The sequence below is a fragment of the Acinetobacter sp. FDAARGOS_515 genome, assembly GCF_003938865.1.
Taxonomy (GTDB): Bacteria; Pseudomonadota; Gammaproteobacteria; order Pseudomonadales; family Moraxellaceae; genus Acinetobacter; species Acinetobacter ursingii.
Map to the genome: position 1 here is coordinate 1,989,854 of NZ_RKIX01000003.1, position 13,422 is coordinate 2,003,275.

At 37.2% G+C, this 13,422-nt stretch carries 12 protein-coding genes; 9 read left to right on the plus strand and 3 right to left on the minus strand.

What is annotated here, in order from left to right:
• Nucleotides 1–91 precede the first annotated feature (91 nt).
• From EGS47_RS11250 to EGS47_RS11290, 9 genes are all read left to right on the plus strand, one after another.
• Nucleotides 92–1,360 carry a sensor histidine kinase gene (locus EGS47_RS11250; RefSeq protein WP_005002418.1) on the plus strand — a complete coding sequence of 423 codons (1,269 nt, stop codon included), beginning with the start codon at nucleotides 92–94 and terminating at the stop codon, nucleotides 1,358–1,360.
• Between the two features lie 64 nt (nucleotides 1,361–1,424).
• The gene (gene glnE, locus EGS47_RS11255) at nucleotides 1,425–4,172 is read left to right on the plus strand and encodes a bifunctional [glutamate--ammonia ligase]-adenylyl-L-tyrosine phosphorylase/[glutamate--ammonia-ligase] adenylyltransferase (protein WP_005002420.1); all 2,748 of its coding nucleotides are present in this window, start codon (nucleotides 1,425–1,427) and stop codon (nucleotides 4,170–4,172) included.
• Nucleotides 4,173–4,198: 26 nt separating this feature from the next.
• A complete protein-coding gene (locus EGS47_RS11260) occupies nucleotides 4,199–5,125 on the plus strand; it encodes a branched-chain amino acid transaminase (protein ID WP_004992903.1) in 927 nt (308 codons plus the stop codon).
• Between the two features lie 71 nt (nucleotides 5,126–5,196).
• Nucleotides 5,197–6,096, plus strand: a complete 900-nt coding sequence (locus EGS47_RS11265; RefSeq protein WP_004992905.1) for an ELM1/GtrOC1 family putative glycosyltransferase — start codon at nucleotides 5,197–5,199, stop codon at nucleotides 6,094–6,096.
• 34 nt (nucleotides 6,097–6,130) lie between these two features.
• Complete coding sequence (locus tag EGS47_RS11270) at nucleotides 6,131–6,907, plus strand: polysaccharide deacetylase family protein (RefSeq protein WP_371863738.1); 777 nt, start codon at nucleotides 6,131–6,133, stop codon at nucleotides 6,905–6,907.
• Between the two features lie 8 nt (nucleotides 6,908–6,915).
• Nucleotides 6,916–7,920, plus strand: a complete 1,005-nt coding sequence (locus EGS47_RS11275; protein ID WP_005002426.1) for a glycosyltransferase — start codon at nucleotides 6,916–6,918, stop codon at nucleotides 7,918–7,920.
• The gene (locus tag EGS47_RS11280) at nucleotides 7,904–8,935 is read left to right on the plus strand and encodes an ELM1/GtrOC1 family putative glycosyltransferase (protein WP_005002428.1); all 1,032 of its coding nucleotides are present in this window, start codon (nucleotides 7,904–7,906) and stop codon (nucleotides 8,933–8,935) included. Before EGS47_RS11275 ends, EGS47_RS11280 begins: the two co-directional genes overlap by 17 nt.
• Nucleotides 8,932–9,996 carry a glycosyltransferase family 4 protein gene (locus tag EGS47_RS11285; protein WP_005002431.1) on the plus strand — a complete coding sequence of 355 codons (1,065 nt, stop codon included), beginning with the start codon at nucleotides 8,932–8,934 and terminating at the stop codon, nucleotides 9,994–9,996. Before EGS47_RS11280 ends, EGS47_RS11285 begins: the two co-directional genes overlap by 4 nt.
• A 38-nt stretch (nucleotides 9,997–10,034) precedes the next feature.
• Entirely contained in the window at nucleotides 10,035–10,970 is a 936-nt protein-coding gene (locus EGS47_RS11290; protein WP_005002432.1) for a glycosyltransferase family 2 protein, read from the plus strand.
• Between the two features lie 33 nt (nucleotides 10,971–11,003).
• Here EGS47_RS11290 and EGS47_RS11295 read toward each other — a convergent pair whose 3' ends face one another.
• The 3 genes from EGS47_RS11295 to EGS47_RS11305 all read right to left on the minus strand — a co-directional run bounded on the left by EGS47_RS11295 (nucleotide 11,004) and on the right by EGS47_RS11305 (nucleotide 13,309).
• On the minus strand, nucleotides 11,004–11,933 hold the full coding sequence (locus tag EGS47_RS11295) for a glycosyltransferase family 8 protein (protein ID WP_005002436.1): 930 nt from the start codon (nucleotides 11,931–11,933) through the stop codon (nucleotides 11,004–11,006).
• A gap of 63 nt (nucleotides 11,934–11,996) precedes the next feature.
• Entirely contained in the window at nucleotides 11,997–12,986 is a 990-nt protein-coding gene (locus EGS47_RS11300; protein WP_371863725.1) for a glycosyltransferase family protein, read from the minus strand.
• A gap of 107 nt (nucleotides 12,987–13,093) precedes the next feature.
• Nucleotides 13,094–13,309 carry a hypothetical protein gene (locus tag EGS47_RS11305; RefSeq protein WP_005002441.1) on the minus strand — a complete coding sequence of 72 codons (216 nt, stop codon included), beginning with the start codon at nucleotides 13,307–13,309 and terminating at the stop codon, nucleotides 13,094–13,096.
• Between the last annotated feature and the right edge of the window lie 113 nt (nucleotides 13,310–13,422).

A 13,422-nucleotide genomic window follows, 5' to 3' on the forward strand; every position in this document is an offset into this window, starting at 1 on the left:
GTGGTGTAATTTTTTCATTTTTATTTTTTATTATTTTGTTTTTATTCTCCATATTCTAACCATAATAATCACAATTGCCATGAGGCGGACCATGAGTTTACAGTTGTTAGAGCTTGATCAAGCAGATCAGCTAAGTGCTTGCCGCTTATCGCTACTCCTTGGTCTAAAAAGTGAGCATAATCTGATTCAACAGTTTTTAGAATTTGGTAAAAACTTGATCGGGGCTCAAAAGGCAATTTTATGTTTCCATGAAGAAACTTATTTTTGGCATCATGCTGATCAGAAGATTCATGCGGTACTTAAATTACAAAAACGTAATAATGCGCAATTTTTTGAAGATCGCGTTTTTATTGATCAAAAACATCCGCATTATATGGATTTTTCAGCCTATATGAATGAAGGCGGCGTAGAACATCATCGTATTATTGCCGTTAATATTTTAAAAAATAATGAATCGATAGGAATTGCATTATTTTTTGATAATGATGAGCAAAGCTTTGATCCAGTTAAAATTTCATTGCTTGCTGAACATGGGATGAATTTTTCGCGTTATCTTGAGCTTAAATATAATCATGAGATTTTGAATGAATTATATGAACAGCAGTGTGCTTTGAATTTTAGTAAAACTAAGTTTTTTTCTATTATTTCACATGATTTGCGTGCGCCGTTTCATGGTTTGCTGGGCTTCTCTGAAGTTTTAGCCAAAGAGCGTGATACTTTAGACGAATCAAGTGTGCAAAATATTGCAGACTATCTATATGAAACGTCACAGTCGACCTACAATCTGTTAGAAAGCCTGTTGGAATGGGCGATGGCAGAAGGTGGTCGCTTTGTCTATCATCCAATTAACTTTAACCTCAAACAAGCAACCTCGATTGTCATTAAGGTCTTAAATACATTGGCGATTAAAAAGAAAATTGCGCTGATTGACGAAATTCCAGAAGATTTAAAAGTATATGCCGACATCAATATGATTACTTCGGTGATCCAAAATCTAGTTTCAAATGCCTTAAAATTTACACGATTAGATGGTTATGGTTTTGTGGCACTTCGTGCCAGTTTTACCAATGATGGTATTGAAATTCAGATCGAAGATAATGGTTTGGGCATGACAGAGTTGCAAATGTCTACCGTTTTCCATCCTCGAATTACGGCAAGTTTAAGAGGAACTGATGGGGAAAAAGGTGCGGGTCTGGGTTTAACGTTATGTAAACGATTTATTGACCTCAATCTTGGAAAAATTTCAGTCAGTTCCAAAGAGGGAGAAGGCACGATATTCAAAGTGGTATTGCCTTGCTCGACGGATGGAACTGGAATGTTGCTTGCTCAAAAAGATAGCGGCGATGTCACTGTTGCATAAATAGATTTCCCTAAATGAACCTGCAACTGTTATAACTATGTTAAATAGAAGTTGCAGGTTTGTTATGAATACTGAGCAGTTGCAAAAAACATTAAGAGCGAGTCAATATGCCGAGCAGGTATTGGGTTTACATCAAACTGCTTTAGAACAAGATTATGCAATCGATCAATTTCATCATGCACTCACTACTAACGATATTTTTAAGCGTGTTGAACAAGAATTAAAAGACATTCAAGATGAAAGTCAGTGGATGCGCACATTGCGTATCTTACGTGCCAAACTCATGTTCCGCTGGATTTGGCAAGATGCCAATCAACTCACTAATGTGATCACACTTACCCGTGAACTTTCAGATTTTGCAGATGCCTGTATCTGTGCAGCCAAGCAGTTTGCGCTTCCACCTTTACTTGCCAAGCATGGCGAACCGATTGGTTACGATGGTCAGATTCAGGATTTGATCGTGGTAGGCATGGGGAAATTGGGGGCTCAAGAACTCAATTTGTCCAGTGATATTGACCTGATTTTTGCCTTTGATGAGCAGGGTGAAACCAATGGTCGTAAGTCGATTGATGTTCAGCAGTTTTGTATTTTATGGGGGCAAAAACTCATCTATTTGCTCGATCATATCACCGCAGATGGTTTTGTATTTCGGGTTGATATGCGCTTGCGTCCTTGGGGAGATGGTTCAGCTTTAGCAATTAGTCATGTGGCACTAGAAAAATATCTGATTCAGCATGGGCGAGAATGGGAGCGTTATGCGTGGATCAAGGCACGTATTATTAGTGGTGGAAAACGCGGTGATCATTTACTAGAAATGACGCGACCTTTTGTGTTTCGTCGTTATGTTGATTATTCCGCCTTTGAAGCCATGCGTGAAATGAAAGCTATGATTGAGCGAGAAGTCGCTCGTCGTAATATTGCCGATGACATTAAATTAGGAGCGGGCGGGATCCGTGAAATTGAATTTATTGTGCAGGTTTTTCAGCTCATTTATGGGGGGTCCAAACGCGAATTGCAGGATCGCCAATGTCTGGTGAGCTTGCACCATTTGGGACAAGTCGGTCTGCTAGATTCGCAGGCAGTCATTGAACTTGAAGATGCTTACTTATTCTTAAGACGTGTTGAACATGCGATACAGGCTTTAAATGATCAGCAAACGCAGATGTTGCCTGTAGAGCCTGATTTGCGACAGCGTATGATTGATACGCTTGGTTATGATTCATGGAATGCTTTTTTAGCGGTTTTAAATGAAAAACGTGCACGGGTCAGTGATCAGTTTAAAAATCTGATTCAGGAAGAAGTTGCTTCACCAGCAGAAACCGAAACTCAGCTTGAACTGCGCTTAGATGCAGTGCTAGATGATTCAACCAAAAATCTGATTCATGAATTTTGGCATGGTAATGCCCTGAAAAAACTGCCGTCTAAAGCGGTACAGCGTTTAAAAGATTTTTGGCCGCATTTTATTGAAGCCGTCTTACAGTCGGATAAACCGCAAGTTGCACTGACACGTTTGATGCCTTTAGTTGAGTCGGTGATGCGTCGTACCGTATATCTGGTCATGTTGATGGAAAGCCGTGGGGCTATGCAACGATTGGTCAAAATGGCAACGGTAAGTCCGTGGATTTGTGAAGAATTGACTCAATATCCTGTTCTATTAGATGAATTTTTATCGATGGATTTTGAATTGCCAAAGCGTCAAGATCTCGAAGATTCACTACGTCAACAATTACTACGGATTGAAATTGATCAAGTTGAAGATCAAATGCGGGTACTGCGTTTATTTAAAAAGAGCAATGTACTGACGGTTGCTGCCAGTGATGTTCTAGCTGAAAGTCCACTGATGAAAGTCTCCGATGCATTGACGGATATTGCAGAAGTGAGTGTGATTGCGACATTGAATCTGGCCTATCAGACGGTGGTGAAACGACATGGTTATCCACTGGATGCAGAAGGGCAACGCTGTTCACTGGAACATACTGGCTTTGCCGTGATCGGCTATGGCAAGGTCGGTGGAATCGAACTGGGATACGGTTCTGATCTGGATCTGGTTTTTATTCATTATTTTGATGAGCAAGCTGAAACCGATGGACCAAAAGCCATTACTGGCTTTGAGTTTGCTGTTCGCGTTGCCCAAAAGTTTTTATCACTCATGACTACGCAAACGCTGGATGGTCGCGTGTATGAAATTGATACCCGATTACGACCTTCTGGCGAAGCTGGGCTATTGGTCACGAGTCTGAAAGCATTTGAACAGTATCAGTTAAAAAGTGCCTGGTTATGGGAGCATCAGGCATTGGTGCGCGCACGTTCTATCGCAGGTGAAATGGATTTAAGAAATAAATTTGCCCACTTGCGTGCACAAATATTAACCCAGCCACGTGACGAAAAATACGTTCAGGAAGAAGTATTAAAAATGCGTCAGAAAATGAAAGACCATTTAGGTTCTTCCTCAGAACAAAAAAAACATGGGATTTTTCATTTAAAACAGGACGCAGGTGGTATCGTTGACATCGAATTTATGGCACAGTATATGGTGCTTGCATGGAGTGGTGCGAATCCTGATCTCGCCCATTTTTCCGACAATGTAAGAATTCTTGAAGATGCTGCTCAAGCAGGCTGCTTATCCAGTGAAGATGCCACAGCATTGATACACGCTTATCTCAGTGAACGAGCCGAGAGCCACCGCTTAGCCCTTGCAAATCAATCCATGCAAGTCAGTGCTGCGGACTGGCGCGATACCCGCGAGGTCGTTTGCAAGTTATGGCAAAGATTAATAGATCCAGTATCAACGGTGGTGCTGGAGAGTGAATGATTGTGTAAAAATTTGGAGTGTGTGCCATGAATTTGGCTGATCGTGATGGTTTTATTTGGCAAGATGGACAATTGGTTGACTGGCGTGATGCGAAAATCCACGTCTTAACTCATACGCTACACTACAGTATGGGTGTCTTTGAAGGTGTCCGTGCCTATGAAACACCTAAAGGCACAGCAATTTTCCGTCTCCAAGACCACACTAAACGTTTGCTGAACTCTGCAAAAATTTATCAAATGAAAGTTCCATTTGATCAGGCGACTCTTGAGCAAGCGCAAATTGATGTGGTGCGTGAAAACAAATTAGCTTCATGCTATTTGCGTCCACTTATTTGGATTGGTTCTGAAAAACTCGGAATTGCCGCGACTAATAACACGATTCATGCCGCAGTTGCAGCATGGGGCTGGGGTGCGTATCTGGGTGAAGAAGCGATGGCGCAAGGTATTCGTGTTAAAACATCTTCGTTTACCCACCATCATCCAAACGTGACCATGTGTAAAGCTAAGGCTTCTGGTAACTATACCTTATCCATTCTCGCTCATCAGGAAGTAGCGCATTCAGGCTATGATGAAGCGATGTTGATGGATCCACAAGGCTATGTGTGCCAAGGTTCTGGTGAAAACGTATTTTTGGTAAAAGATGGTGTGTTACATACCCCTGATATTGCGGGTGGCGCATTGGATGGTATTACTCGTCAAACGATTATTACCATTGCCAAAGATTTGGGTTATGAAGTGGTTGAGCGTCGTATTACCCGTGACGAGTTTTATATTGCAGATGAAGCGTTCTTTACTGGAACTGCGGCTGAAGTTACACCGATCCGTGAATATGATGATCGTCAAATTGGTGAAGGTCGTCGTGGCCCGATCACGACGATTATTCAAAAAACATTCTTTGATGCCGTTCAAGGTAAAAATCCAAAATATGAACACTGGTTAACTTACGTTAAATAATTGAATCAGTTAAGATGAAAGGCGAAACTGATGTTTCGCCTTTTTTGTGCTTGTGATATTGGGAAAATAAAATGCATATCGTATATGTGAGTGATGCAAAGGCGGGACATCGATCACAAGCTTTAGGTTTATATCAAGCCATACATCAGCAAAATCCCAATACCAGTTTTGAAGAAATTCAGCTAGAAAACTTAGCTTTATTGAGTATTTTTAAAGGATTATTTAGCCATCAAGTGAGTGGTATTGCGCAACAGCCTGATTTTATTTTTGGGGTAGGTTCGCATACTCATCTTCGAGTTTGGTTATTGGGAAAAGTTTATCCTCAAGCGAAAACTGTAATCTTGATGAAACCCAGCTTACCTATTCACTGTTTTGACTACGCCATTATTCCTGAACATGATGGTATTGCTGCATCTGATCAAGTAATTGTCACCAAAGGTGCTTTAAATCCAATTGAAAATGAACATCGTCATCAAGCCAATCGGATTTTAATTGCGCTTGGCGGAACTTCAAAACGACATCAATGGAACGAAAATAAAGTTTTAACGGCAATAGAACAGATTGTTCAGCACAATTCACATTGTCAGTTGATCTTGACGACCTCCCGACGAACGCCTGAGCATTTCTTGGATCGTTTAAAAAAACAAGATTATGCGTCGCAATTAGACATTTTCCCTGTAGAACACACTCCACAAGGCTGGATTTTTGAACAAATGCAACTGGCGGAAACGGTTTATGTGACAGAAGATAGTGTTTCGATGATTTTTGAAGCATTGACGGCAGGTTGCCGTGTTGGGGTGATTGCAATGGATCGATTGAAACAGGACCGTATTACACATGTGATTGATGCTCTAATCCTAGATCATATTGTTGGGACACAGACTAAAACTGCTCAACTTCCGCAACAACAGACTTTTAAAGAAGCAGAGCGTGTGGCAACATGTTTATTGAAATCCTATTCAGGTCAATGATGTGATTTATCTCGCTTTAGTTCTTGTTTTGGCAATGATTATATTCAGCTATAAATATGCGTGGTGGAAGCCTGCAATTGATTGGAAGCGACCACGTATTCTGATGTATCACATGGTACGAGAACATATTGATGGAGCGAAATTTAATAAATTACGCGTTCAACCTGCTGAATTTGAAAAACAGGTAGCATGGATGAAAGCGCAAGGTTTTCATTTTGTTACTATGCAGGAGTTACAGCAAAACTGGGGTAAACATCCTGAAAAAACCGTTGCAATTACCTTTGATGATGGTTATCTAGATAATCTGGAAAATGCTTTTCCAATCCTTGAGAAATATCAGGCTAAGGCAACTATTTACGTCGTTGTCGATCGTCATGATAGAGATTGGTCAACTTATAAAAAAGCACATCATAATAGCGGTGAGTTGGCACGAGAACCAAAACTCAGTGATGAACAAATTCTTTTTTTAGCGAAAAGGGGTTTAGTTGAAATCGGTTCACACACTTTGACGCATGCCAATCTCGCGAAACTCACAGATCAGCAATGCCTGGATGAACTAGTGGAGTCCAAACACCAACTTGAACAGATCACTGGTCAAGCAGTAAGTAGTTTTGCTTATCCTTTTGGTATTTACTCTGAACGTGATGTGGAACTGGTGAGACAGGCAAATTATACAAATGCTGTAACTACTGTTGAAGGGATTGATAATGATCAACCTGATTTTTTTCAGCTTCAACGCATTAAAATCAGCGGCAAGGATTCACTATTTGCAGTGAAACTAAGATTGAAACTTGGGAAACGTGGGCTGTAGGAGCTATTATGCATATTTGTATGGTGATGGCAGGCGATGAAGAAGGCGGACTTGAGAAACACGTGATTGAGCTTGCTAATGGATTGATAAAACTGAAACATCGTGTCAGTTTGATTGCTCATGAAAAATATCGATCACGTGTTGAAAATGTTCAGTTCTACTCCCTTGATTTATCGAAGAGCCGTAATAACCCGATTCTATTATGGAAGCTTTATCAAACGATTAAATCTATCCAAGCGGATGTCTTACACGTCCAAGCGAACAAAGCAGTCTCGATGATTGCACCAATGTTAAAATGGTTAAATGTCCCGAATGTTGCCACATTACATAATTTAAAAAAGAATATTAAAGCTTTTAATCGTTATGATCGGATTATTGCGGTGAGTCAAAGAGTTGCCAATCAATTTTCATCTCAATCCAAGATTCGCGTGGTATTGAATGGTGTGAGGCCACCTGATTTTATTATAAATAGTAAATCTGCAACTTATCCCCTACAAGCGATTGCCATTGGGCGTTTAGTGAAAGCTAAAGGGTTTGATTTACTTATTGAGGCTTGGAAAGAAGTTGATGCAGGGCTATGGATTGTTGGGGATGGACCTGACCGACAGGTCTTACAGCAACAAATTGAACAAACACAGTTATCTCAGCGTATTAAAATTTGGGGGCATCGTGATGATATTAATGATTTATTGCTGCAATCAGATTTCTTGGTCATTTCTTCTCGGAACGAAGGTGGTCCTTATACGCTTTCTGAAGCACTGTTGTTAAAACGACCAGTGATTTCATCAGATGTTGGTATGGTTTCGCAGGTGTTATTACCCTCTATGATTTGTCCTGCTAATGATACACAGGCACTTCATCAATTATTGCAGCAGCATATTCAACATTTTTCACAGTTACAAAAAGACGCTGAACCAATTTTTCATTTTGCACAGCAACATTTGACCATCAATGCCATGGTTGAACATACGGCAAGGGTATATCAGGAACTTTTAGATGACGGACACGCTTAAACAAACTAAAAAAGTCTGGGTTATCAGTGATGGTGTGCCAGGTCATTTTAATCAATCTAAAGGCGTTTTATTTGCTTTACAGCATTTATTCGAGTTAGACGTTTGTTGGATTGATTTGAAACTTAATCAGGGTTTTTTACGACGTCCATTAAGTTGGTTGCTCAATTCAACTCTTCCTGATTTGAATAAACTTCATTATTTTTATCGGGGTGATGTACTTCCGCAACAATCTCCGGATATTATTGTTGGTGCAGGCGGAAACACGGCTTATGCAGTCATTTGGATTTCTAAAGTTTTGCATGCCAAAAGTATATTTTGTGGCTCACTTCGGCATTTAAATGCAAAGCTCTTTGATGCTATTTTGGTACTGGAACCTGATCTCGCTAAACCTTTTATAAGTCTTGATGTATCGCCTATGGCGATTGATCAACAAGTATTGGCTCAGCAAGCTGAACAATGGCGCGACGAACACGCTGTATTAACGAAACCAGTGTGGACGATGCTTATTGGAGGTAATGGAGCCGGTGCTATTTATCAGGATTCAGACTGGAAAATACTGGCAGAGCAAATGAATCAACTTGCACATCAATTTGATATTCGATGGTTAATCAGTACCTCACGACGTACAGGGGGGCAGGCTGAAAACATACTAAAGCAACATTTGAATGACGATATAATCATTGATGCGGTGTGGTGGAGTGAAGCACCACGTCAGGTTCTACATGCTTTTTTGGGACTTTCTGATCGGGTATATTGTGGGGCTGATTCGATGTCGATGATGATGGAAACGATCAGTGCTATGCGAGCTTTAGTGGTCTATTATCCTTTTGAATTTAATCCTGATCAGCGGTTTGGTGGGGTATTGCAACGAATTGAACGAACTGAATTAGCTACAGTGCAACCCATTTCAGATTTATCCAATATGGATCAGGATAGCGAAAATGTACTAAAACCATTAAAATACGAACCTAGTGAAAAATTAGCACAATTATTGAAAGATAGGCTCTTCTCTTGAAAAAATTTAAAATCATCAATACGGTATATGGGGATGCTACAGGTGGTCGTTGGCAAGCTGTACTGGATATCGCTAATACACTAAAAAGTTATGGTCATGAGATAGTATTACTACGTGGGGAGGAAAATGCGCATTTGAATAGTGGTGAATGGCCAATTCATGTGATTCCAAATACAGGTTTTTATAGTATTGCGGCCGCGTTAAAAGTACGCAAATTTATTCAGGAACAACAGCCAGATTTAATTGTAGCGCATAGTGGAAAAGCTGTTTGGTTATTTAAAAATGCGATGCTGGGCATGCAAAAGAAAATACCAGTACTTGCGGTCAACCACAGCCATAATGTTAAAAGAACCTTGCGTGCAGACGCATTTTTACATATTACGCCTTATGTGCAAGAGCTTGTTCAAGCGTTACAAAGTAACGAGGAAAAAAAGAAACCGCAACGTGTCATTTCAAATCTTACTTATTTACCAAAGGTTGAAGCAAGTCCTAAGCCACTTAAGCAGTCTGTAAATATTGTCATGCTGACACGAATGGTACCTAATAAAGGTGTTCATGTTTTAATTGATGCTTTAGCTTTATTAAAGCAAAGAGGAATACCATTTAGCGCAGTTTTAGCGGGTCAAGGCGAAATGCTTGAACAATGTAAAGCTCAGGCAAGTCAGTTAGGTTTGGATGATCTTGTGAGTTTCCCTGGCTGGATTGGTGGGGACGATAAAATTAATTTAATACAGCAAGCAGATATAATTGCTTTGCCATCAATCACTGAGATCCAAGGAATTGGAATTTTAGATGCATTTGCATGGGGAAAGACATTGATTACCACAGATGATATTGGTATTCGACAGACAGCAAAGCATCAAGTAAATGCATGGTGTGCTAAAGCTGATGATGCGATTAGTCTAGCAGATGGAATTGAATACTTAATTAGTCATCCTGATGAAGCTTTAAAATATGCTCAGCAAGGTAAAAAAGAGGCTTTAGAGAAATATTGTTTTGAGCAAATTGCGAAAGAGCATAATAGTCTGATCAATGAAGTCATCAGTTTTTATATGAAGTAAAAATTGATAATTTGCTAATTGTATGAATTTAAAGAAAAATGAATAAATTATTAACTATAATTATTCCTGTGTATGGTGTAGAGAAATATATACAGGAGTTTTTGGATAGCTTATTTCCTCAAATAGAAGCATCTATTGAGTTAATCTTTGTTAATGATGGAACTCAAGATCAGTCTATTATGATTTTAAATGATTCTATTGATAAGCATGATATTAATTGTTTGATTTTAAATCAGTCTAATGCAGGTGTAAGCAGTGCTAGAAATAATGCACTAAGAGTCTGTACTGGACAATTCGTCACTTTTCTTGATCCTGATGATGTTGTTAGCCCAAAATATATAGAAAAAATTTTAGATATTATTACTAATCATAATGATATTTCAATTATTCATTATAATGCTTATATGAAAAAGGAAAATAATGAAATTGTTGATATGTGTTTTGTTGATGAGACGTCAACTCACATTATTAATCAAGAGTTTAAAATAAAAAATTTTATTAAGGATAAATGGCAACCTTGGTTGAGAGTATTCAGAAAAGACTTATTGAAAGATTTTGAATTTGTTGAGGGTTATATTTTTGAAGATGTTTTGGCATTTCCGTTTTTATATCGGGATGAATTGAAGATTTATGAATTAGTCGATCATCTTTTGATATATAGATTGAATGAAAGTAGTTTAACAGCTAAAAAAAATCAACTATTTTTTGATAGTATTTATTATGCTATTAGTTTTTATCGATTATATAGAAATATCAAGTGTTTTGAATGTGTATATTTTAAGCTGATTGAGTGTTTATATGGGGTAATGCTAAAAAAGAATTTTTATCATTTTTTAAAATTTTACAATATGTTTAAAGAAGACATTTTTTATATAAAAGATCATAGATGCCTTAATACTTTTAAGTTAAAGTTTAAATATACAAGTCCTTTATTGTTTTACATGTATAAGACTAAATTTTTCCTAAAATTATAAAATAGCAGTAATCATTTTTTAATTTTAGGATATTTAGCTAAATTTTTTTTGTATATATAATATATACCATTGAATACTAGCTAGATATTTTCCTTTTCGCCATAATATTTTAGCAAACTTCTTTGCTTCTTTGGAATTTTTAGGTGCATCAAGTGGTTGGTCTTTCCAAGGCGATTGATAGTAATACTTTAAATACAATTCTCCGTGGGAGGCTGCGATGCTCCAAGGTTTAGGAGAGCTTACAAAATGTATAAGAGCTGGTGAAATATCGTCTCGAGTAAAATAGTTGAATTTTTGATCAATAAAAATCATTTTATTCTTCAGTAAGATATTAAGCACATCTTGATCTGGGAACTTATAATCTCTTTTTGAAATAAGCGTATTAAATTTTGTTAATACATCAAAATTGTTCCATTCTTTTGTATTAATTAAAAGAACGCCTGAATTAAAGTATTTATCATTTGGATTTAAGCCAATGCTTTCAATATAAGTTGGTTTCATGCATTTATCTTGAACTGCTGCAAGAACTTTATTTTCAATATTAATTGAACAAATCTGTTTTAGACTACTAACACATAAAATATCAGCATCTAGATATATAAATTTGTCCAACTTATCTTTAAAAATATTTGCTATCGATAATCGGTAGTAGATTGCAGTTGTGAAATGCCCATTGACTTGTAATTTATCGTAAGGTTCAGTATTTAGAATGTAGACAAAGATTTGTGTATTTTTAAACTGGCTTATAATTTCATCATAGCCAAATGAATCAAAATACGTTGTAAAAATATGGAAATTAATTTTTAAATCTTGATTGTTCTTTGCTATAGAGAATAAAGTAATTCCACAAGGTTTTAAGTAGTTTTTATCAATAGCAAAAGCAATGTCTAAGTCTGGAATAAAAGTCGGCTGTTCACTGAAAAGACGAAAAGACTCTTTGATAAAACTATTAAAATAATTCATTTGGTTTCACAGTTTAAATAATTGGATTTTATTTAATCCAGTATAAAAAGAATAGAGGGTGACTCAGGCTTCTAGTTTGCTGCCATTAGTGTAAATTTCATCTTGCCAAACCGAATCTAAAGATTGATTATAAATTAAATTTAACCATTGTTGCAAAACCGTCTTTGCCTCGAAACGGGTATGCGCAATTTCATAGCCTTTTTTTGCAATTTCAATAGCCTGTAATGGATGCTTTTGATAGTAATCAATTTTTTTGAGTAATTCATTAAAATCTTCAAAATAAATAATACTATCTTCTGGAAATAAAATATCTAACCCTGGTGTCCTAGCCGTAAATACTAAAGTGCCCATACCTGTAAGCTGTGCAATACGATCACTACTATACATATAGATATTATTATACTTGGAATAATTAATGCCCATTAAACTGTTTTGAACGGCAGCTTGATACTCATATCCAAATAAAGAAGGATGTCCTAAACAGGCGCCTAATTTAAACTTCAAATTTGGAAGTTCTTCAACTAAATTTTTAATAAACTGTTCACGTTCAGGATATTTACTATTCGAGCCACAAAATACACAATCGTAGTCGTATTTGTGCCAATCAGATCGAGAGTGTTCAATTGAAGCCAGACTTAGATTCGGTGTAAATGCAAATAGAGGATGTGGACACACTTCTGAAAGTTGTTTTAAGTGTTCACCCGCAGTAGTGATAAAAATATGATCAACTTCATCTTGCATTTCTTTGAAATGATCCAGCCGGTGTGGTTCGTTAATTGGATCTACAAACCACATTGCGATTTTAGAATCATTAATTGTTTTTAGTTGTTTTAATAGTGTTTTAGGTAAATGAATATGACCAATTAAAATAAGATCAAAATGAATATTTTTACATAAATCAATAAGTTGATTATGCACTTTTTTATGAGAAAGAGATGTCGTATTGAAAATATTACTTTTTCTCACCATAAATTTATAATCAAAAGGATATACATAATGACCAAGTTCCATGAGACCATGTTGAACTTTTGCGTCAGTGTTATAAAACATCATTCCATTATTTTCGGGTTTAAAATTGGCTATATGTAATATCTTAAGTGAACGAAGTGGCAAAATTGCTCTCCAATCAGCAGTGTGAAAATCAAAAGATTAGGCCAAAATTATTGATCCGCATTACCTTTAATGACCATATAAAGTAATGAGGCCATAATGAGGAAACCACCACCTAAGCAGCTTACGCAGAATAATAAAATACGTTGATAGGTATCTAAATTAAACAGTTGGTTATTTAAAATATATAAAACAAATCCCCATTGAATGAGTGAAAATGCAACAAGAACAAGGGTACGACGACGTACTTCAGGACGCATAGCCATATTGAATGAATCCAAGGGAGAGCAAAGACCTATTATGCCATTATAGAGAATCAATCTCAATTCATGTCATGATGATTGTTGCGACATGGCTCATGCGAGTACAAAGAAGCCAG

Coding starts and splice junctions, on each gene's coding strand:
- EGS47_RS11280 (WP_005002428.1), top strand. CDS start 7,904: ATGACGGACACGCTTAAACAAACTAAAAAAGTCTGGGTTATCAGTGAT.
- glnE (WP_005002420.1), top strand. CDS start 1,425: ATGAATACTGAGCAGTTGCAAAAAACATTAAGAGCGAGTCAATATGCC.
- EGS47_RS11270 (WP_371863738.1), top strand. CDS start 6,131: ATGATTATATTCAGCTATAAATATGCGTGGTGGAAGCCTGCAATTGAT.
- EGS47_RS11290 (WP_005002432.1), top strand. CDS start 10,035: ATGAATAAATTATTAACTATAATTATTCCTGTGTATGGTGTAGAGAAA.
- EGS47_RS11305 (WP_005002441.1), bottom strand. CDS start 13,309: ATGGCTATGCGTCCTGAAGTACGTCGTCGTACCCTTGTTCTTGTTGCA.
- EGS47_RS11275 (WP_005002426.1), top strand. CDS start 6,916: ATGCATATTTGTATGGTGATGGCAGGCGATGAAGAAGGCGGACTTGAG.
- EGS47_RS11265 (WP_004992905.1), top strand. CDS start 5,197: ATGCATATCGTATATGTGAGTGATGCAAAGGCGGGACATCGATCACAA.
- EGS47_RS11295 (WP_005002436.1), bottom strand. CDS start 11,933: ATGAATTATTTTAATAGTTTTATCAAAGAGTCTTTTCGTCTTTTCAGT.
- EGS47_RS11250 (WP_005002418.1), top strand. CDS start 92: ATGAGTTTACAGTTGTTAGAGCTTGATCAAGCAGATCAGCTAAGTGCT.
- EGS47_RS11260 (WP_004992903.1), top strand. CDS start 4,199: ATGAATTTGGCTGATCGTGATGGTTTTATTTGGCAAGATGGACAATTG.
- EGS47_RS11300 (WP_371863725.1), bottom strand. CDS start 12,986: ATGATGTTTTATAACACTGACGCAAAAGTTCAACATGGTCTCATGGAA.